Source organism: Streptococcus mitis, assembly GCF_003942695.1.
Classification (GTDB): Bacteria; Bacillota; Bacilli; order Lactobacillales; family Streptococcaceae; genus Streptococcus; species Streptococcus mitis_BD.
This window is the reverse complement of record NZ_RJNU01000002.1, coordinates 79,046-100,981: the sequence shown is the minus strand read 5'-3', so window position 1 is coordinate 100,981 and position 21,936 is coordinate 79,046. Positions and strand designations below refer to the sequence as shown.

General features: G+C 41.5%; 17 protein-coding genes. 5 read left to right on the top strand and 12 right to left on the bottom strand.

The genetic code is table 11. The annotated features are described in order from the left end of the window. The first annotated feature begins 129 nt into the window (after positions 1-129). The 5 genes from D8852_RS10125 to D8852_RS01655 all read left to right on the top strand — a co-directional run bounded on the left by D8852_RS10125 (position 130) and on the right by D8852_RS01655 (position 6,713). On the top strand, positions 130-3,705 hold the full coding sequence (locus D8852_RS10125; RefSeq protein ID WP_260467086.1) for a DUF2971 domain-containing protein: 3,576 nt from the start codon (positions 130-132) through the stop codon (positions 3,703-3,705). Positions 3,706-3,871: 166 nt separating this feature from the next. Next, positions 3,872-4,198 (top strand): PadR family transcriptional regulator, encoded by a 327-nt coding sequence (locus D8852_RS01670; protein ID WP_000273860.1) that lies wholly within the window; start codon positions 3,872-3,874, stop codon positions 4,196-4,198. Further along, a complete protein-coding gene (locus D8852_RS01665; RefSeq protein WP_084925413.1) occupies positions 4,185-4,778 on the top strand; it encodes a DUF1700 domain-containing protein in 594 nt (197 codons plus the stop codon). Before D8852_RS01670 ends, D8852_RS01665 begins: the two co-directional genes overlap by 14 nt. Then, positions 4,771-5,703: a DUF4097 family beta strand repeat-containing protein gene (locus D8852_RS01660; protein ID WP_125424956.1), complete on the top strand. Its 933-nt coding sequence runs from the start codon at positions 4,771-4,773 to the stop codon at positions 5,701-5,703. The genes D8852_RS01665 and D8852_RS01660 overlap by 8 nt, the downstream gene beginning before the upstream one ends. Positions 5,704-5,765: 62 nt before the next feature. After that, complete coding sequence (locus D8852_RS01655; protein WP_125424955.1) at positions 5,766-6,713, top strand: DUF6574 domain-containing protein; 948 nt, start codon at positions 5,766-5,768, stop codon at positions 6,711-6,713. A gap of 61 nt (positions 6,714-6,774) precedes the next feature. Here D8852_RS01655 and D8852_RS01650 read toward each other — a convergent pair whose 3' ends face one another. From D8852_RS01650 to D8852_RS01595, 12 genes are all read right to left on the bottom strand, one after another. Continuing rightward, positions 6,775-7,635: a DUF4299 family protein gene (locus D8852_RS01650; RefSeq protein WP_125424954.1), complete on the bottom strand. Its 861-nt coding sequence runs from the start codon at positions 7,633-7,635 to the stop codon at positions 6,775-6,777. A 126-nt stretch (positions 7,636-7,761) separates the two neighbouring features. Continuing rightward, positions 7,762-8,748 (bottom strand): rhodanese-related sulfurtransferase, encoded by a 987-nt coding sequence (locus D8852_RS01645; protein ID WP_125424953.1) that lies wholly within the window; start codon positions 8,746-8,748, stop codon positions 7,762-7,764. A gap of 131 nt (positions 8,749-8,879) precedes the next feature. Further along, positions 8,880-9,176: a bacteriocin immunity protein gene (locus D8852_RS01640; RefSeq protein ID WP_185755564.1), complete on the bottom strand. Its 297-nt coding sequence runs from the start codon at positions 9,174-9,176 to the stop codon at positions 8,880-8,882. A gap of 65 nt (positions 9,177-9,241) precedes the next feature. Continuing rightward, the gene (locus tag D8852_RS01635; protein WP_125424951.1) at positions 9,242-9,931 is read right to left on the bottom strand and encodes a CPBP family intramembrane glutamic endopeptidase; all 690 of its coding nucleotides are present in this window, start codon (positions 9,929-9,931) and stop codon (positions 9,242-9,244) included. A 160-nt stretch (positions 9,932-10,091) separates the two neighbouring features. After that, entirely contained in the window at positions 10,092-11,576 is a 1,485-nt protein-coding gene (locus D8852_RS01630) for an ABC transporter substrate-binding protein (protein ID WP_000800423.1), read from the bottom strand. A gap of 106 nt (positions 11,577-11,682) precedes the next feature. Then, the gene (locus tag D8852_RS01625) at positions 11,683-12,606 is read right to left on the bottom strand and encodes a carbohydrate ABC transporter permease (protein ID WP_000818345.1); all 924 of its coding nucleotides are present in this window, start codon (positions 12,604-12,606) and stop codon (positions 11,683-11,685) included. 13 nt (positions 12,607-12,619) lie between these two features. Beyond that, the gene (locus D8852_RS01620) at positions 12,620-13,549 is read right to left on the bottom strand and encodes an ABC transporter permease (RefSeq protein ID WP_000714584.1); all 930 of its coding nucleotides are present in this window, start codon (positions 13,547-13,549) and stop codon (positions 12,620-12,622) included. 209 nt (positions 13,550-13,758) lie between these two features. Beyond that, complete coding sequence (locus tag D8852_RS01615; protein ID WP_125424950.1) at positions 13,759-14,874, bottom strand: DUF4767 domain-containing protein; 1,116 nt, start codon at positions 14,872-14,874, stop codon at positions 13,759-13,761. A 112-nt stretch (positions 14,875-14,986) separates the two neighbouring features. Further along, entirely contained in the window at positions 14,987-16,867 is a 1,881-nt protein-coding gene (locus D8852_RS01610; protein ID WP_125424949.1) for a beta-N-acetylhexosaminidase, read from the bottom strand. Then, entirely contained in the window at positions 16,861-17,730 is an 870-nt protein-coding gene (locus D8852_RS01605; RefSeq protein ID WP_185755563.1) for an ROK family protein, read from the bottom strand. The genes D8852_RS01610 and D8852_RS01605 overlap by 7 nt, the downstream gene beginning before the upstream one ends. A gap of 98 nt (positions 17,731-17,828) precedes the next feature. Then, on the bottom strand, positions 17,829-20,474 hold the full coding sequence (locus D8852_RS01600) for an alpha-mannosidase (protein WP_125424947.1): 2,646 nt from the start codon (positions 20,472-20,474) through the stop codon (positions 17,829-17,831). 54 nt (positions 20,475-20,528) lie between these two features. After that, positions 20,529-21,809 carry a glycoside hydrolase family 125 protein gene (locus tag D8852_RS01595; protein ID WP_125424946.1) on the bottom strand — a complete coding sequence of 427 codons (1,281 nt, stop codon included), beginning with the start codon at positions 21,807-21,809 and terminating at the stop codon, positions 20,529-20,531. Positions 21,810-21,936: the final 127 nt, after the last annotated feature.

The following is a 21,936-nucleotide window of genomic DNA, read 5'->3' as shown; positions in this document are numbered from 1 at the left end:
GAAAAAGCGCCATCCATCTGTTAGCAGAAAGATGGCATTTTTGATATAATAAGATGTACAGAAACTAATTGTCATGTGAAAAATAAATTAGTTCATAAGATAGCTACTATTTTAAATGAGGTGTACAGAATGGATGAACAGAAATACAATTTGGATCAAAGTTTAGCAGAGTTAGATAAGCTCTTTGACTTATCAGCAAAGGAGACAGATAAGACTGCCTGCGAAGCTCTAGCAGAAAAAGCAAGAATAATTTATGAACAATACCCTGAATCAGAAGACATTGCGTTGCGGTATGCTAGGATTTTGTTCAATTTGTCAATCCAGCAGACTGAGTTAAAAGAACTGGAGGCTACTGTCGAAAAATTAGAGAAATTACAGCAACAATTCCAGGATTCGCCTGATATAGCTTTGCCGTATGCCATGATTTTGGTTAATTTATCAACCGAACAAACTGAGTTGAAGGAATGGAAGGCTACTGCTGAAAAATTAGAGAAATTACAGCAACAATTCCAGGATTCGCCTGATATAGCTTTGCCGTATGCCAGGATTTTGTTCGATTTGTCAACCGAACAGACTGAGTTGAAGGAACTAGAGACCACTGCTGAAAAATTAGAGAAATTACAGCAACAATTCCAGGATTCGCCTGATATAGCTTTGCCGTATGCCAGGATTTTGTTCGATTTGTCAACCGAACAGACTGAGTTGAAGGAACTAGAGACCACTGCTGAAAAATTAGAGAAATTACAGCAACAATTCCAGGATTCGCCTGATATAGCTTTGCCGTATGCCATGATTTTGGTTAATTTATCAACCGAGCAAACTGAGTTGAAAGAACTAGAGACTACTGCTGAAAAATTAGAGAAATTACAGCAACAATTCCAGGATTCGCCTGATATAGCTTTACGTTATGCCAGGATTTTGTTCAATTTGTCAACCAAGCAAACTGAGTTGAAAGAACTAGAGACTACTGCTGAAAAATTAGAGAAATTACAGCAACAATTCCAGGATTCGCCTGATATAGCTTTACGTTATGCCAGGATTTTGTTCAATTTGTCAACCAAGCAAACTGAGTTGAAGGAACTAGAGGCTACTGTCGAAAAATTAGAGAAATTACAGCAACAATTCCAGGATTCACATGATATAGCTTTGCCGTATGCCAGGATTTTGTTCAATTTGTCAAACGTACAGACTGAGTTGAAGGAGCAGAAGGCTACTGTCAAAAGATTAGAGAAATTACAGCAACAATTCCAGGATTCACATGATATAGCAGAAGCATTTGCTAGGATTTTGTTCAATTTGTCAAACGTACAGACTGAGTTGAAGGAGCGGAAAGCTACTGCTGAAAAATTAGAGAAATTACAGCAACAATTCCAGGATTCGCCTGATATAGCTTTGCCGTATGCCAGGATTTTGTTCAATTTGTCAAACGTACAGACTGAGTTGAAAGAACTAGAGGCTACTGTCAAAAAATTAGAGAAATTACAGCAACAATTCCAGGATTCACATGATATAGCAGAAGCATTTGCTAGGATTTTGGTTAATTTATCAACCAAGCAAACTGAATTGAAGGAACGGAAGACTACTGTCAAAAGATTAGAGAAATTACAGCAACAATTCCAAGATTCACATGATATAGCTTTACGTTATGCCAGGATTTTGTTCGATTTGTCAACCAAGCAAACTGAGTTAAAGGAGATCGAGGCTACTGTCGAAAAATTAGAGAAATTACAGCAACAATTCCAGGATTCGCCTGATATAGCTTTGCCGTATGCCATGATTTTGGTTAATTTATCAACCGAGCAAACTGAGTTGAAGGAGCGTAAGGCTACTGTCGAAAAATTAGAGAAATTACAGCAACAATTCCAGGATTCGCCTGATATAGCTTTACGTTATGCCAGGATTTTGTTCAATTTGTCAACCAAGCAAACTGAGTTGAAAGAACTAGAGACTACTGCTGAAAAATTAGAGAAATTACAGCAACAATTCCAGGATTCGCCTGATATAGCTTTGCAGTATGCCATGATTTTGGTTAATTTATCAACCAAGCAAACTGAATTGAAGGAACGGAAGGCTACTGTCGAAAAATTAGAGAAATTACAGCAACAATTCCAGGATTCACATGATATAGCTTTGCCGTATGCCATGATTTTGGTTAATTTGTCAAACGTACAGACTGAGTTGAAAGAACTAGAGGCTACTGTCAAAAAATTAGAGAAATTACAGCAACAATTCCAGGATTCGCCTGATATAGCTTTGCCGTATGCTATGATTTTGTTCAATTTATCAAATAAGCAGACTGAGTTAAATAAACTCGAAACCACTGCTAAGAAATTACAGGAATTGCATGAACATGAACCCTTCCGAGAATCTGAAGAAATCGCTTTTATATATGGCGTGTTCTTAACAAGCTTATTTAATCATCAAACGGATTCAGATGAACGTCTTCAAACCACAGAAACAATTAAAAATCTCTATGAACAATTTTCCAAATTTATGTTACAAAATTTTGATGATTTATTTTTTAGTAATGATAATGTTTGTGACAGTGATGAGTACAAGCTATTCAACTTTATCCTAAGAGAAGGTCTTTTAAATAATACTAAATATGCTATTTTACAAACATGGGCAAAGCGTTATAAAGAGGACTCGAATGAACTTAAAAACTTACTGTCTATTTACCAGTATGTTCAAAAAATCAAATACCAACTTGGATTGAAAAATGAAGATAAAAATAAAAATCTTAAGTTCGGCCATTACACTAAAGGGAGCGTTCTTCAAAGTTTATTGGATCAGAAGGAGGAATCAAGCTTTTCTATAGTTGGAAAAACTCGTTTGAATAATGCGAATTATATGAATGATCCTGAGGAAGGTATCATTATAGAAAAGATATTGGGCTTAGATAGACGAGATGCTTTGGAGCCAAGCTCATGGTTTTTAATGAGCTTTACTATTAAAACGGATGATTTAGCTATGTGGTCCCAGTATGGTGATGATGCCAAAGGTGTTTGTCTTGTACTTCGGGAGGATGACTTTTCTAGATTTTCATCCTTCAATGATGTTTCTTGGCGTCGAGAAAAAATCTCTTTAGAATTTTCTGATAAGATGTATTTAATGAAATCTGAATTAAATAGTAGTTTTGAAAAATCTGCCTTTCGGAGTGAGAGTGAGAATTCAATCAATACTGTTAATGATGAAGGAACTGAACCGAATTCTGAAGAAAAAGGTAATGTTTCAAAAGGAAATGTAGATTATCTCTACCGAATAGCCTATGTCAATGATTCAGGTGGTAAGTTTAGCATAGAAAAAACGGAGCTCTTTAACGACTATGAAATCAAAAATTTAGAAACATTGTTGAAAGCCTTAAAGGGAAAAATAGATAAGGATTTGGACAAAGGAGATGATTTTTATCAAAAAGCGATTTCTGACTGTATAGAGGAAATTCGTTACTTATTTAAATCTGTGGATTATAAATATGAGGATGAGTTGCGTATCTTACGCTATGCTAATCTAGACCCAAGTAATGATAAAATAAAAATTGATAAAGAATCTGGAATTGGTAAACTTTATGTAGAACGGGAAAATCCAATTCAAATCGATGAAGTCATTTTCGGTCCTAAGTTTCCAAATCCTGAATACGTGACTCCTTTATTGAAACTTTTGGATAAGGAAATCAACTATAAGAAATCTACGATAAAATTTAGATAAAATTTAGATAAAAGCTAACAACATTCTCTAAACTTCTAGTTTTTACTAGGAGTTTTTTATATATAAAATTTTTACACATATTTCTTGACAGGGCTTTCAACTTGAGATACAATATATTTGAAAAGAGTATATATAAAATTTTTATATAATAAAAAGGAGGTTTCCCATGTACTTCCCAACATCCTCTGCCTTGATCGAGTTTCTCATCTTGGCTGTACTGGAGCAGGGGGATTCTTATGGTTATGAGATTAGTCAAACCATTAAGCTCATCGCCAATATCAAAGAATCTACGCTCTATCCCATTCTCAAAAAATTGGAAGCCAGTGGCTTTCTGACCACCTACTCTAGAGAGTTTCAGGGGCGTATGCGCAAATACTACTCCTTGACCAATCGGGGCGTAGAGCAGCTCGTTACTCTAAAGGAAGAGTGGACGCTCTATACCGACACCGTCAACGGCATCATAGAAGGGAGTATCCGCCATGACAAGAACTGACTATCTGACTCAGTTAGAAACCTATCTCCATAAACTGCCTGAAGCTGACCGCATTGAAGCTATGGACTACTTTAAGGAACTATTTGACGATGCAGGTCCAGAGGGCGAAGAAGAACTCATCGCCAGTCTGGGAACACCAAAAGAAGCAGCTCATGATGTCCTCTCTAACCTCCTCGACAAGAAAGTCAATGAGGCACCCGCTCAAAAGAATGATCGCCAACTCCTACACATTGCCCTCTTGGCCTTACTAGCAGCCCCTATCGGCATTCCTGTTGGAATTGCAATTATCTTAACCATTATCGGGTTTTTTATCGCGGCGACCGCTGTCATTCTAGCCTTTTTCACCGTTTCTGTGACGGGCATCCTGCTGGGCGGACTCTTTATCGTAGAAAGTTTTAGCATCCTAGTAGAAGCTAAATCTGCCTTTATCTTGATTTTTGGGGCCGGTTTGCTTTCTATCGGTGCTTCTTCTCTTGTTCTACTAGGCATCTCCTATGTAGCTCGTTTCTTTGGTCTTCTAGTCGTCCGCTTGGTGCAATGGATTCTTAAAAAAGGAAAGAGAGGTGACAGACATGCGTAAATTGACAAAAGGATTTCTCATTTTTGGCGTGGTTTCTACGATTCTTGGTTTTATCATGATTATTGCAGGCGCCCAGTCCAATGGTATTCAAAGTTTGCTTGCCATGTCAAAAGACCCCGTCTATGACAATCGTATCGAAGAAGTGACCTTCGGAAGCGAAGTGGAAAAACTTGATTTGACCCTTGAGGACCATAGCCTAACCATCACAGAGTCTGTAGATGACAAGATCCATATCACCTATCATCCGTCAGTGTCTGGCCGTCACGATCTAACTACTGGCATGAGTGACAAAACACTGAGTGTCACCGACAAACAAGCCTCCCAACATCGTTTTCTCGGTTCAGGAATCGAAAGCCTACTTCGTATCGCCAGCAACTATTCTAATCGTTTTGACGAAGTCGTTCTCTCCCTACCTAAAGGGAGAACTCTGAAAGCTATCAATGTCTCGGCCAATCGTGGACAGACCTCCATCCGTCAAGTCACCCTTGAAAATGCGACAATCAAAACAAAAGGCTACCACTTAAGAATAACAGAAAGCTCCATCAAGAACAGTACACTAACGACACCTAGTATTATCAATATTTTTGATACAGAATTGACAGATAGCCAGGTCAAGACGGAAGGGGAACACATCTATGCTGAGAATATCCAGTTTCACGGTAAGGTTGAGCTAGACTCTCATAACGACTTAAGACTCTTTCTTTCTAAGACAGAATTCGATCGTATCAATTTAGACATTTCTTCTAAGCATGGCGGTATTTATCGTAAAGCATACAGAGAACACCCTAGACAAAAAGACAATGAACTTGCCAACCCCTACAAGACAGACAAAGCAGATGTTAAGGATATACTCATTATAAAAGCCAATCAGGATATCTACCTACCCAAGGAAGAAGAATGCTCTGCTCCACCTAGAAATCATTGACAAAAACGCTTTCATCTGCTAGTCTAAAGATAGAAAATGCCCATAAAAAAGGAGGTTCCACCATGACACAAGAATGGTTTGAAAGTGCCGATCTTGAGAAGAAATCACCTCAGACGAAATCGGAAAACCAGCCCAACGAGCCAGAAACTACGGAAACTGTGGAGACCGAACTACAAGTAAACGAAGAAACTTCTGTCTCACCTAAAGAGCTGGAAACGCATGAGGAGGAAACTCCCGAAATAATCGAGGAAGAGGGAGAAGGGAAAGCTGAAGAGGAACACAAGCAAGAAACCCCTGCAAAAGAAAAAAGCATCCTCAGCAAGGCTTTAGAAAGCCCCTATATCCCAGATATTGACCCTCGTAAAACAGCCAGATTCAAAGAAGAAATCGCACTGTTTTGGACTTGGCTGTTGGATGCTATCCAAGAACCAACTGCCAGCAAGACTACGGACCAAAAGCATCGTTATAGTGTCTTTGCCCTGCTCACCTTGCTATCTTCGATTAACCTTTTCTTTAGTATCTACCATATCAAGCACCTCTACTATGGCTATATGATTTCTATGGCTAATGGTTCTCCTAACCAGCTCCCACCTTTAGATCTCTTTGCCGGGCTTTCGATTCTGGTCGCTAACGCTCTATTTTACTTTTCCATCATTTTGGGAGGATTTACCGTCCGACGTGTGCTGGACCAGGAGAGCGACTTCACATTCCAAGAAGCTTGCGATCGTTACAGCAGACTCTTTGCTATACCACTTGTCCTAACGGCTCTAGCAAGTTTCTTTGCACTTTTTGGTGGCTTGCGATTCGCTGGTATCCTCACTCTTCTAAGCATGGCCATCTTTGCCCTTGGAAATCTCTTTGTGATTAGCAAGCCAAGTAAGACCAGCAGCCTCGACCCATTTTATCGTTTTCTGCTAGCTGTCTTACTTGATGGCACTATTCTCTTACCCTTCTTCATTGCAGAGCTTGCGCTGACAGTAGACTACCTTCGCATCCTGACATTCTTTTAACCAAAATCCCTGCCATTTGTTAATGACAGGGATTTTTATTCTTACTCTTTTTTAACCGTGTCTACTTGACGGCTGCCAATTCTTCAAAATCTTTTCCCAAAATGGCTTGGACTTCTAATTGATTGGCATCTAGTTGATGGTAAAATGCTGTTGGTAGTGACTCTAGAAATCTTGCATAGTCCAAGCGAGCGATGGATTCGTAGTCTTCTGCTTTGGACCCATCACCAGAAATCGCCACTAGGTCAATCTCCCAAACAAGCTCCTTTCCTGCTAACTGCTCGGTATAGGCTGCCGGTACAATGGGTTCCTTTGGCAAAATTGTCTTGACTCCCTGGGCTAGGTGATAGATACCATGCACCTTGCCTTGGGCGTCTGGGTAAAATTTCACACTGGCAAGATAGGCATCAGAACCTTGAACTTTCTTGACCAGCTCTTCAAAACGTGCCAATCCATCCTCAGCCAAAAAACTCTCGAGATATTCCTTGTTGAGATAGATAGGGGATAAGAGCCCTTGGCAATATACTAAACGAGCCGTCTTATCCGCTAGATAATGCTTGACCGTTTCTCGGAAATAAGCTTCAAAGTCAAATCCTTCTATCCCTTCTACCGCTTCCCCCAACTTGCCAGATAGGGCCTGGAGGAGAGTCTCTACAATCTCCCAGTCCGCTCTAGTAAGAAAATCTGGAATCACCACTTGATAGCCTTTTCGACTATCCGCATAGTTCACTTTGAAGAGAAATTGCGACTTACCTACAATCCCACACTCCATGTATTCGAGATGATTGAGCGGCTGACGGAGATAGACGGCATCATAACTATGTGACTCCAAGCCCTCCACCAAGGCCAAGATGGACTTGGCAGTCAAGACCTCCTGTTGTCCTAGAATACTTTCTTTATTTGGGATAAAAAATGTTTTCGCCATAACTGGCCTCCTTTGAAATCGTTTACATACAGTATACCCTATTTCCCTGAAAGATACAGAAACAAATTTAAGATTTTTAGATAAAAAGCATAGAAAAACAGCCCCTGAAGGCTGTTTGCTTTATCTTTATACTGTAGCGACTTGATCCAAGCTTTCACCGATAGCAGCTAAGCGCTCCACCACTTCTGCTTGTGTCAATTCATTTTCTGAAACATAGCGGTTTCGTGGGTGAACACGGCACTCGTGTGAGCATCCACGAAGGTACTTGTCTTCATTTGCTTCTGATGTTAGGATACGACGGTTACAGAAGGGATTTCCACAGTTGACATAGCGTTCACATGGCGTTCCATCAAACCAGTCTTTCCCTACGATGGTTGGGTTAACATGGTTGACATCGACTGCGATACGCTCGTCAAAGACGTACATTTTCCCATCCCAAAGCTCACCTTGGACTTCTGGGTCTTTACCGTAGGTTGCGATTCCTCCGTGCAATTGACCGACATCTTTGTAGCCTTCACGGACCATCCAGCCTGAGAATTTCTCACAACGAACTCCACCTGTACAGTAAACCACGACACGCTTGTCCATGAATTTTTCCTTGTTGTCACGAACCCATTGTGGCAATTCACGGAAGTTGCGGATGTCTGGGCGGATAGCACCGCGGAAATGTCCTAGGTCGTACTCATAATCGTTACGTGTGTCAAGAACCACTGTATCTTCGTCAAGAAGGGCTTCTTTGAACTCTTTTGGAGACAAGTAAGCACCTGTTGTTTCAAGTGGGTTGATGTCGTTGTCAAAGTCGTTGTCTTCCAAACCAAGGTGGACAATTTCTTTCTTGTAACGAACAAACATCTTCTTAAAAGCTTGTTCACTTTCTTCATCAATCTTGAACCAGAGGTCTTCCATGCCTGGGAGGCTGTGAACATAGTCCATGTATTTTTGAGTTGTTTCGTAGTCACCTGAAACAGTCCCGTTAATCCCCTCGTCAGCAACTAGGATGCGGCCTTTGAGACCGATTGATTTACAGAAAGCCAGGTGATCTGCAGCAAATTGCTCTGCGTTTTCAATTGGAGTATAGAGGTAGTAAAGTAAGACACGAATATCTTTTGCCATAAGATTTGTTCTCTTTTCTATTCTTAAATTTTCAGAATTTTTCATTCAACTATACTAGTATACCCACTCAGGAAAACGAATGCAATTTATTTGACCGGAAATTGTATAGAGAGACCTGCCACTGCACTTCATCAGTAACCATACCGAATCGCAGATAATTCTCTCAATTTTTTGATCTGCTCGGCTTGACTTTCTGACAAACTTAGCTTGTTGTCAATTAACACACGTGAGATGTCAACGTTCATTTGGCTCAGAATAAATGGAGTAGAGGTTCCATCGTCCTTTAATCGTTTTTTATAAATCACTAACTGATTTTTCAAAGGAGCAAGTTGAGGCTTATCCTTTATATCTTCTAGTAGATAATCTATGATAGTCATGGCTTCGCAACGTCTTTCACTTCCTCCAGCAAACCATTTTAATGGTGTCATTCTCATTTTCCTCCTGAAACTCACTATAAATTGAAAAACTATACTTCCTAACTCGCGCCAGTGTTTTACCCAAACACTCTATGTAAAAAAGTCAGCAAAAATGGCAAGGTCGCTACAATATTATTGATAACATGCACCGCATAGGAAGGATAAATGCTCTTAGTATAGCGGGTCAAACCAGCAAAGATGATTCCAACTGTTGCAAAGACGAAGATATCTAACAGACTAGGCAGGCTTGAAAAATGAGGGAGAGCAAACAAAATAGACGGAAGGATCAAATCAAGACCAAATCTCGAATCTTTAAAGAAGGCATGTTGAAGTAATCCTCTATAGAGCAACTCTTCCATCAATGGCCCCAGAAAGAACAAGGTTATATAGAGACCTAGCTCAGCAAAATTGGTCTCACTAAAGCCAATCAGTAGAGCCCAACCTTCCGCAGTTGACTGAACATATTTAGCTGTCTGAACGTTAAAAGAGATCTGGAGCACTACCACTAATACTGTCAAAATCGAATACCAGAGCCATTTTTTTCTCGGCACACGAAAGAGATAACCATGGCCTGTCTTAACCAGAATCCAAATCATGACTCCGCTAAATAGCAAACTCAAGATATTTTGAATCCAGAAGAAATTGCCTATCTGGGAAGAAAATTGCCAATAATTTTGAACAATAGACGTCAGCTGAGAAAGACCAAATACGAAAAATAGGTAGGATAAAATTGCACTTGTTTTGAATAGAAGCTGATACTTTTTCATGATAGACCTCCTGTAGATACACGTGTATCACATCGTCGAAACTCTTAGAACTACTATTTTCTTTTTTGTATCCTAAAAATCACTACCTCCCCTAGAAAACTAAGGAAGGCAGTGATCACATTTTTAGGAATTAGGAATGAATACACGAAATCAGTTTATATTATGATTTTTTGTTTTTCAAGAATTCGTCGTATTGTTTTTGCATTTCGTTCAATACTTTTTCGTAGGCACCTTCAGATTTCAATTTTTCCATCAATTCTGGGATTGCTTTATCTGGGTCTACAGTACCAGTGTTGATAGCTGTATCGAATTGTTGCATTGTGTTAGAAATTGCTGAGATTTCAGATTTCACACTGTCAGTGTTAAAGATGAATCCAAGTGCTGGAGATTCTTTGGCTTCTGCCAATTGTTTCTTAGAATCTTCGATTTGTTGGTCTGTAACGTTTTCGTTGATGTAAAGGATCCAGTTGTTACCAGTGTTCCAACCTGACATGTGAGTGTTTCCTTTGTAAGCATCAAGGACGCGTACACGGTTTTCTTTACCTTCAACTTTTTCCCAGTTCTTGCCTTCTGGACCGTAAACAAGTCCGTTCAAGAGTTCTGGGTTTGTGTTCAAGAGATTCAACACTTCCATTGATTTTTCTTTGTTCTTAGAGTTGTTTGAGATGACAAAGTTAGCAACTTGTGTTGTTTGGTTTTTCTTGATAAAGTTAGTGATTGGTTTGATTTGGATATCTTTGTTAGCAACACGTGAAAGCAAGCTGTTACCGTAGTCAGCTGGTCCTACTGTTTCTTCACGAACGAACCAAGTATCTTGTTGAAGGTCAAATGAAGTGTCGCTTGTTGCTACGTCTTTTGGAATGTATCCTGCTTCATAGAATTTGTGAAGAGTCTTCAAGTGTTCTTTGAAACGAGGCACTTCGTAACGGTTTACGATCTTAGTAGTATCTCCTTCAAGGTCGATAACGAATGGAAGTCCGTTTGGTACTGGATAGTCAAAGTTATCAGATGGGATGAAGTTCTTCGTAACCGCAAATGGTACTACGTCTGGAGCTTTCTCTTTAATTTGTTTCAAGACTGGTTCAAGTGTTTCGTATGAAGTGACACCTGAAATATCAATGCCATATTTGGCAAGAAGAGCGCCGTTAAAGGCAAAGTTTTGAGATGATGCAACGTTGGCTGCAACTGGAACAGCGTAAATCTTACCGTTTACAGTGTTCCCTTTGATGTAAGCTGGGTCAAGTGCTTTGTAAAGCTCTGCTCCTTCTTTCTTGTACAATTCTGTCAAGTCAGCGTAAGCACCTTTTTGAGCATTTACAACATAGTTATCTGCAAAGGCAATATCGTAGTTTTCACCTGATGATGTGATAACTGACATTTTCTTACCGTAGTCACCCCATCCAAGGTATTGGATATCCAATTTAGCACCAACTTTTTCTTCGATGATTTTGTTTGCATTTTCTAGCAATTCATCCAAGTTGTCTGGTTTGTCACCGATTTGGTACATTTTAAGAACAGGTTTGTCACCTGAAGCTGAGTCAGCAGCTTTTTTGTTGTTACCTGAAAGGTTTCCACAAGCAGCAAGACTTGCAGCCAAAGCGACTACGCTAGCAGATGCAAAAGCATATTTTTTCCAGTTTTTCATGATAAAAACTCCTTTTTTATTTTTAAACTTATAAACGATTTAATGATTTTAACTTCAGCCACTAAGATGAAGTTGGGAAGGGAGAAACGGTGTTTCTCAGCAAGTGCTATTCTTTCACACCACCGATTGTCAACCCTTTAACAAAGTAGCGTTGGAAGAATGGATACAGAATGGCAATCGGAAGGGTTGCAACAACAACCATGGCCATACGACCTGTTTCTTTCGGTAGAGCGACTCCCAGTTGACCAGATAGGCCGACTGCTTTTGCGATGTAGTCCATATTTTGCTGGATTTGCATAAGCAAATATTGCAATGGATACAAGTTGTCACTCTTGATATAAAGAAGGGCGTTGAACCAGTCGTTCCAGAAACCAAGAGCTGTCAAAAGCGTAATGGTTGCGATACCTGGAAGTGACAATGGCAAACAAATCTGGAAGAAGATCCGAGCTTCACTGGCACCATCGATACGAGCAGATTCGAGAATGGCTTCTGGAATGGTCTTCTTGAAGAAGGAACGCATCAAGATGATGTTGAATGGTGAGAGAAGCATTGGAACAATCAAGGCCCAAACGGTATCACCCAGTTGAAGCAGGCGAGTAACCACGATATAGCCTGGTACCAAACCAGCATTGAACAACATACTAAGAAGAGCGAAGATCGTAAAGAATCTGCGGTACTTAAAGGTTGTCCGTGAGATGGCGTAGGCATAAGTTGTCGTGATGAAGACGTTGGTCACTGTTCCGACTACTGTTACAAAGACTGAGATAAAGAGCGCTTGGAGGATTTTATCCTTAAACTGAGCCAAGAACTCAAAACCATCTAATCCAAACTGTGATGGGAAAAAGCTATATCCATACTGGAGGATGCTCTTTTCATCTGTCACCGAAATGATGATAACGAAGATAAAGGGCAAGATACAAGAAAGAGCGATCAAACCAGAGATGATACTAAAGAAGATATCTGCTTTCTTACTGAAGGAGTGAATGCCGACATTATCGATTTTTTCTTTTTTAATTTTCTTTTCTGCCATATTCTCCTCCTTTCTAGAACAAAGCTGAGTTTGGATCGACTCGTCTTGCAAGCAAGTTTGATAGGATAACCAGAATCAAACCGACAACGGATTGGTAAAGACCGGCTGCTGAAGCCATACCGATATCTGCTGTCTGAGTCAAACCATTAAATACATATACGTCCAAAACGTTGGTTACATTGTAAAGCTGACCAGCATTGTGTGGGATTTGATAGAAGAGACCAAAGTCTGCACGGAAGATATTTCCGACTGCAAGGATGGTCAAGACTGTTACAAGCGGAGTCAACTGTGGAATGGTTACGTTGCGAATGCGTTGCCACTTGCTAGCCCCGTCCACTGTTGCTGCTTCGTAGTAGGTTGGATCAATTCCCATGATTGTCGCATAGTACATGACACTGCTATATCCAAAGCCTTTCCAAATACCAAGAAAAAGGAGAAGATATGGCCAAATGCCTAAGTCAGCGTAGAAGTTGACTTCCTTCATGCCAATGGATGTTAGGAAATGGTTGAAGACCCCTTTGTCAATGTTTAGGAAGGCATCTGTAAAGAAACTGATGATAACCCATGACAAGAAGTAAGGGAACAACATAGATGTTTGGAAAATCTTAACCATTCTCTTAGAGCGAAGCTCGCTGAGGATGATGGCAATCCCTACTGATACAATCAAACCGATAAAGATAAAGCCAAGATTGTAGAGAACGGTATTACGAGTGATGATAAAGGCATCTTTTGAACTAAACAAGAATCTGAAATTATCTAACCCGACCCATTTACTATTCACAATACTATCTATGAAACCATTACTGGTCATATGGTAGTCTTTAAAGGCGACCACATTCCCAAATACTGGAATGTAAAAGAATAGAATCAACCAGAGTGCCCCTGGTAAAACCATCAAGAGAAAGATCCAGTTATCTCTCAAGGTCTTTGAAAACTTTTTCATAATTTCCTCCCTTTTTATTCCTAAAAACTGATTTCATCGAATTTTTAGGTTTGATAACGATTACATTATTAGTATACTCCTATTTGAAGGCTAGGTTAAACTACTAATTATAGAAAAAACTCCACAAATTATTTTTTGTGGAGAAGTTTTTTATAAGAAATAGGTTTCACGAGAAACACTCTGCATACGATAAATGTATTTCCTCTTTACTAATTGAAAACTTGTTCTAATATTGGGTGATGAAACTCGACAAAATGAACCTGGGCATTTATGATAGCCCATGATTCATTTTTATCAATCTCTGGTCTTCCTTCGGTATGTAAAAGAGCAGGATTACCATCCTTGTAGCCAAAGAGAATCACCTCTGTCTCTGCTTCATTCACATAGCAAGCTAGGATTTCAAACCGCCCAGAACCTGAACCTGCACTATACACATACCATTTAAAAGTATAATTCACCCCATCTACTTGTCCAAATTGCATTATCTGGTCTGGCACTGCTAGTCCATAGTAGTGACCATATGTTGCTAAGTTAGTTGACTTAAATCTTTCACCTTTACTATCCGAATAGGATTCCATGGTTGTTTTTATCTTGTCTATTAAAGAACTATTATCTGTATCTGGCTCGCTCTCTGTGGTTACACTTGTTTTTAATAGAAATTCCTTAAAACGTTGCGCTAAATCTGTGTTCTCAGTCTCTTCAAAATTTGCAGTAGGGATAGTTTCCAGTGTCTTATCGGCATGCAAGACCTGTGCTTGCCCATCCTTCAGTGTAAATAGGTAGAAATGTTTGTCCTGATTGTCATAGTAGGCATCCAAAATCAAGTAGTCATAAGCATTGTCACTCGATACTCCAAAAACATTCCATTTGACACTTTTCTGAGAGACAGTTGTTGTTTCTAATTTTTTGATGAGGTCATTCTTTTCATCAAAGTTTGCATGCTCTAGTCTATGATAGGACTGCCCCATAGAAGAAGCCCAGCTTGCAAACTCTTCCTCCCACTTTTCAGTGTTGTATTGGATTAGCTTCTGAAAATCTGAGTAGTTCTTCATAATCAAGGCTTGATCAGTCGGATTAGATAACTGGAGTTCTTCCATGGCTGCAACTGTAGCAGCCATAGGTGATTGGACGGTTGTATCCTTATGATTTTTTTCATGCGAAAGAGCCTTTTGATAGGAATCTGCTAAATAGTGAAAATAGTTGGTTGTTTCCTTGGTTTGTTGCTCCCTTGGTATTGACGGACTAGTTACGCTATCTTCTGTCGCCTTGTGGCAGGCAGATAAAACTAGCACACTCGCACCTAGGACTAGTAGTAGCTTTTTCATGGTCATACCTCCAAACTATCTTTCTACCTTCATTATACTCCTTCCCTATCTCCAAATCAAAAAACATCTCCATCAATTTAAAAGGAGATGCTTAACTGTTTGTGATGAATGCCTAAGTCGTATAAATCGTCGATGCTGTCGCAATGGTATGCCACTGATTGGCTGTAGTTGCTGCGAAATCCCTGTCTGCGTAGAAATCAGTAAATGGTAGGATTTCAACTTCTAGCTCGTCGATGCGGTCAATCTGATCAGACAGATAAGCTTCGATACGACTTTCTGCTCGTTTGATGCGTTGCAAGAGTCCGCCCATACGAATATCGACTGTATCCAAGCCAAAGACCTTATTTTCTTTCAACCATTGGTGGCTAAAGAGGGCATGGAAGTGTTCGATTTGACTTCTGAGTTTTGGCAATTCTTGTCTTGCAATTTCTTGTAGACTTTCCTTATCGTTTACTTGGTAGGCCTGACGGATGCGTCGTCCCACATCCACTTTACTGCTTAAAATAGCATTCAACTGAGACTGTGTTTCAAAGAGATAGGCGTAGATGCCTGCTTTGTCTTTGATAGCAGCAAGGGTCTCCGCAGCATGCGCAAAGTGGGGCTTGTCCTGTTCAGGTGTCATGTGTCTGTCAAGAATCGGACAGAGAATATCCTGATAAAAGACATAGCGGTTGGGATTGATGCCACTGAGATTGCCTGGTAGGTCTGGCAAGAGGTTGGCTAGGTCAATCTGCATGAAGTCCTCAACTGATAGACCTGTATTGGTCTGGAAATGAGCAGACAAACGGTCTAGGTCATTGCGATAGCTGAGTTCTGCCCAGATTTGCAGACTTGGTAGGATAGAGAACTGTGCAGTTTCCCCACCGTTATCCCCCCAACCAGTCACGATAACTTCTTTTATCTGATTGGCACGACAGGCTTTATTGGCCTCGATAGCGATGAGACGGCTGAAATGGTTGTTGGGTGTGAAACCAATCCACTTCCAAGCACCACCTGCAAAGGCAATATCTTGGCTAATCTTATGATGGTTGCGGAAATTGCGGTTGTATTTTTCTTCGCTGTCCTGATAATAATCCCAATAAACCAAGGTTACACGGTCTTTGAGACGATCTAAATAAACACGAGTTCCCTCAGGAATTTCCACATCACGGTCGTACTGGCCATCTGCTGACATGAGTTTGAAGAACATGTCACTCCACATTTGGCAGTGGAAACCATACTTATCGGCAATATCCAGCACGCGCTCCAAGTGTTGACACATGAGGAGACTACGGTCCACAACACCGTTCAAAATGAGGTAGCGCCCCAAACCAACCAAGTGAGCTTCGTCCATCCCAATATTGACCTTGCGTGTCTGCAGTTTAGACAGAGTGGCAAACATCCCGTCAATCAAATCATAAACCTTTTCTTCACCGATAAGGAGAATGTCCTCTACATCACGGAGTTCTTGCACTTCTTTGACACCCCATTTAACGAAGGCCGACAAATGAGCCAAGGTCTGGATACAGGGCACAAAGGTCATGTCAAACTGCTGAGCATAGGCTTCGATTTCCTGTAACTCTTCAGCTGAATAAGCCCCACGGAAGTAACCAAAGTAAGGTTGCCCCTCAATCTGGTAGGTGTCCTCCATGTAAAGCTCAAATGTTGAGTAGCCCATGAGAGCCAAGACCTCAATCATCTGCTTGGCAGAAGCGACATTCAAAACTGCATTTCGCGAACAGTCAGCCATGTAAGCCAACTCTTCGTAAGCAGCTTGTTCTTCAATCGCTACTTTGTTACCTTCTACTAGAGCTGTTGCCAACAAAGACAAGGCGCGGTAAAGTTGGTGAGGTTTGCGGTAGGTTAGTTGATAGTGTCCACCCTCACCCTTGAGAGAGATAGATGCTTGGTCAGACTGAGCGACAGCCACTTCCACATCTGGTAAAGAGATATGTTTTGTCAGCAAGTCGATTGCCTGAGTTTGTTTGGGACTAAGTCCTGTAAATGTTACCATTGATTTTCCTCCTGTAGCCAGTTGACAAGGGCACCGTAGAGATTGGCATCTGCATGATAGGTGCAGGCTTGGATGACAGGTGCGACCGTGTATTCTTCGTAGGTTTCGACAAATTCATCGACAGCTTTTTTAACCCCTTGTATAAAGTCTGGATTTTGACTGATGGAGCCCCCCAGACTGATGACATCTGGGTCGATGAGATACTGGATATTGAGCAAGCCTTGAGCCAGATTGCGGTTCATGCGCAAAATGGCTTCTTGACAAAGAGCATTACCAGCTGCAGCCTCTTGGTAAATCTTGCGACCGTCCCAGTCAGTCTGACCAGATTTTTCAATCACGTATCGCACCATATTGCCAGTTGACGCTAGTTGCGACCAGTTGTTAAGCTTTTCTGCTGGTTCAATGGTTGTCATGTAGCCAAATTCTCCTCCCAAGCCGTGGCGACCTCGGTGAAGCTTGCCATTGATAATCATGGCCCCACCAATCCCTGTCCCAATCACGACACAGGCTGCATTTTCAATCTCTGGATGAGCTAGCAATTCACTAAGTCCAACACAGTTGGCATCATTTTCTAGATGGACAGGGAGTTGATGATGAGCAAGGGCCTCATACCAAGAAAAGCCGTGAATATAAGGTACAGCACTGATGCCCTCAATCACACCTGTTTCTTGATTGACCGCGCCTGGAACGCTCATGGCAATGCCGCTGTAATCCTGTTCTGACAAGCGTTGGTCTAGCCATATCAGTAAAGACTCCAAGTTTTCTGGCGTCGGAGTACTTGTCTTATCTAGTATTTTTCCATCAGGAGTCAAACTGGCAAACTTAATCCCAGTCCCTCCGATATCAATGGTTGCAATGGTCATTGTTCTTCCCATAAAAAGGGGCGAATCAGCAGTTAGTCCTTACTCTTTCGCCCCTCCTTTCTATCTCATAGTATTAGTTATCAAACACTTTAAAACTGTTAAATGTCTTCTTTTTTGATCAATTCTGTGCGAATTTCTTGTGGTGCTAAGAGTCCTGAATGAACTGGATATGGTCGTTCAAGCAAGTCCAAAATGGTTTGCTGGTGTTCTGATATACGAACATTTTCTTGACTCATGTTGTAGTAACGAAGTACGTATCCTTCTTCATTTTCAGCCACTTTAAAGGCTGTCGGGCAGACTTGTGGCAAGCTGAGCGCCGCATGACTCAAGAGGCTACCAGTCGCTGCCACACTTCCTTCTTGTTTAGCAACTTGAAGACTAGTGAATGGTGTTTGGAAGGCTTTGGCACGACGGAAGGCTGAGAAGCGTTCTTGGGCTTGGTGGCATTCAAGAGCAAACTCGACTTCAAACTCACGCAAGCACTGAGCTTCTGGTGTTGGGAAGTAACCCCAGTCACCTAACTCACCTGAGGCACGAAGAATGGTCACTGCAATGGTGTCGTCTCCAAGGATTTCATACTCGTGCAATCCTTTATTGGCCACTGTCACCCCTTTTTTATCATCATAAAGGCTGACAAAGGCTTGTTGGTGTTGAGGATTTTCAGGATTTTCCCATGAAGCTGCTGGTTTATTTGGTCTTGTCACCACCTCATAGATGCTTTCAGAGTCATTGCTTGGACGCGTGTTATGGGTCTTGACCAAGAGACGGATGCGGTGATCTTTGGCAGTGTTAGTAAAGCGAGTCTTAAAGCGAATTTGTGGATTGTCAACAAAGACGGTCATCTCTGTTTCAAGAAGAATGCTTGTCCATTCATCTGAGCGTCCAGCTTCACGCGTCATAAACTCGATGATGCCTCTTTGTTCCGCATCCAGTTTTTCGTCTGCACTTACTGGAATTGTCAATTCATGCTTGAGCAAAATCTTGGCAAAACGAGCTGTATTTTCCAAGACCTCATAGCCTTTCAGCTCGGCGTAGATAGGCTCTGTTCCTTTTGGTTGGAAATAGATGTACTCATTCCCGATGTCACCACGGTCTTCAAAGCGAACAACATCTTCATAAGCTTCATGAGTTGTCTTGTCATAGACTGTGATGTTTTCATCCACACTTACTGTTACAAACGGCGTATCAATCACTCCATTTTGGTAAATACCGTCACGGTGTTCTTGTTCTCCTTCAAGCAATTGGAAGGTTGTCCAAGAAAGTGGTGCCAGATGAACAGGGACTGTCACGCGCACTTGTCGAGCGATACGAGCCTGACGGAACTTGTCTTTTGGCAAATCATACTCAAAATTAGCTCCCAGATCTTCGATTTTCACTTCTATAGCATGCCCTTCCAAGTCTTCGACACGGTAGCTTGGCAAGGTCAAGGCTGCCATCTTCTTATAGCCTTCTGTTGGGTGCAATTCTTTGAAATCACAAGTCGCCACATCAATCACTGTGCTGACAGTGTCAACCTTGTCATGCAAGCCTGTGTTGATGACCGTAAAAAGATGGTCGCTTTGGGCTTCGTGAGTTGCGATTTTACCCTTCCACTCGTTGAGAAGATTGGTCTTAACGAAGTTTCCGACTTGGTTGACCTTGGCAAAACGTGTCTCCATCTCACGGTGAACCTCGTCCACGCTACAGCCACAGATACTGTCATGTGGCGCATTTTGTAGAAGAACTTTCCAAGCATAGGTCAACTGGTCCTTATGGTTGTGACCACCAGTGATGACAGTCAATGGCTCCACTACTTGTTCTAGGAGGTTGCTATTTTCTTGGAAGGCTTGTTTAAGGTAAATGCGTGATGAAGAAGTGTTGGCAAGCGTGTACCAACCATCTGTTTCCTGACTTGTCAACTCACCTGTAACCGTTGATAACTGCTCTGGTAGAGCACTTTCTACTGCGTGGATATAGTCATCAAAGGAACTATGAACAAAGGTCACATCTGGGAAGAGTTCATTTGCCACACGAATGGCTTCGCTCAGATTTCGCTGTACAGGCTGGTGGTCACATCCGTTCATCATCAACCACTGGTTGGTCGAAGCATAGTCACGCACGTCTGACAGTTTTTGTTTCCAGAAGGTTAGGGCCTCATCCTTATCAACTGGGATTTCATTCCCATTACTATACCAGTTAGCAAAGAGAATACCGAGGACGCGGCTTCCATCAGCGCCCTGCCAGTACATTTCTGAAAACTGAGAAGTGAACTGCTCATCTTCGAGGACTTGGTTGTCAAATCCAATCGGCTTGACACCACGACCAAAGGCTGCCACGTGAATACCTGACTTTTGAAGGATTTGAGGCGCTTGTCCCATATTTCCAAAGGTATCTGGGAAGTAACCAATCTGAGTGGATTTGCCCCATTTTGCACATTCAGCTTGACCAATCAAGGTATTGCGGACATTGGCTTCACTTGAAATCAAGTAATCATCCTGCAAGATGTAAAAGGGACCAATTTTAAGTTTGCCTTCGTCAATGTAACGTTGGACTTTATCGCGATTTTCAGGACGAATTTCCAAGTAGTCATCAAGGACAATGGTTTGGCCGTCCAAGTGGAAACTCTTGAACTCAGGGTCATTTTCAAAGAGATCAAAAAGATTGTCAAATAACTCCACCAACTGCATCCGGTGGCTTTCAAAAGGGAGATACCACTCACGGTCCCAGTGACTATGTGAGATAATATGTACAACAACATTTTCCATAAGTAAAACCTCATTCTAACTTAAATTTTTATTTCTATCTAACTAAAGAACTGTCTAGCGAATATCTAGATAATCCAAAACCAACTCACAAAACATCATGTTGGCCCAAGAAAACCATTCACGTGAGTAGAGCGTTGGGTCGTCCACGTGGAAGCTTTCGTGCATAACACCTGTTCCACCATCGCAGGCAACCAGCTGATCGAGTAAGAATTTCTTCTCTGCCTTATCTCTTGTTGTCAAACCTTGTATAGAAAGGGCAATAGGCCAGATATAGCGATAAAAGGTATGAGAACTTCCGAGACCGCTAGCATATTCTCCTTGGTAAAAGTATGGATTTTCAGGGCTCAGAATGGTGCGACGAGTTGCTTGATACACTTCATCGTTGACATCGCAGTAGCCCAGATAAGGCGCAGCCAACAAACTTGGTACGTTTGGATCATCCATGATGCTAGCATTTCCTAGACCATCGACTTCAAAGGCGTAAATCTTTTCACCCTTGCTATTAGTGGTGTAGGCGTAATTTTCGATTCCTTCTTGAATCTCCGTCTGCAGGCGTTTAGCGTCTGCCACGATATTTTGGCTATCAGCTAGGTCTAGTTCTGCAAAGATTTCTTGGACATAACCCAAGACTACTACGGCAAACATATTGGACGGAATCAAATAGCTATACTGGCAGCAGTCATCACTCGGGCGAAAGGCTGACCAAGTCATACCTGTCACCGCAAAGGCAGGTCCAAAACCATCATTTACCAGAGTGTCTTCCTTGCGGTCTGTATCCCGAACGAAACGATAAGGAGAGTTCTTGTGATCTTGTTCTACCGTCCAGAGATGAAGAATTTCCTTGGTCGCTGCGACAAAAGTCTCATCAAACTGACTGGTCTCGCCAGTCTCTTTCCAAAGAAGATAGGCCAACTGCAAAGGATAACAAAGCGAGTCCACCTCGTACTTGCGTTCCCAGATCCAGCCATTAAGGTCCGTGTGGTCAGTCTCGTGGTGGCCCTTCCAGTTCTCCTCAATGTTAAAGGAATTGGCATAAGGATCCTTGAGAATCAAGGTCATCTGACGTTTAACCAAACCTGCAATGGTCTGGCGCAAGAGAGGATCTCTTTTAGCCACATGAAGGTAAGGTCTGAGTTGGGCCGTTGAATCCCGAAGCCACATGGCAGGAATATCCCCAGTCAAGACAAAAGTTGAGCCATCTTCTAAGATTTCAACCGTATTGTCCAAGGTGTCTGTATAGCAACGCTCAAAGACATCTACCCACTCCGGATGGTCCTTAGCCCGCTCCGCTACTTCGTCTAGCCATTCTCTAACAATTTCTTTCGAATAAATCATCGTGCAGTTTCCTCTTTCAAACAAGTTTCATGTTCAGTATATAGTTTTTGAGAAAGAAAATACATACACAAATGATAGTCATTTCTCTACAAAATTGCTTACTTTCGAACCCCATATCTAAAGGCCT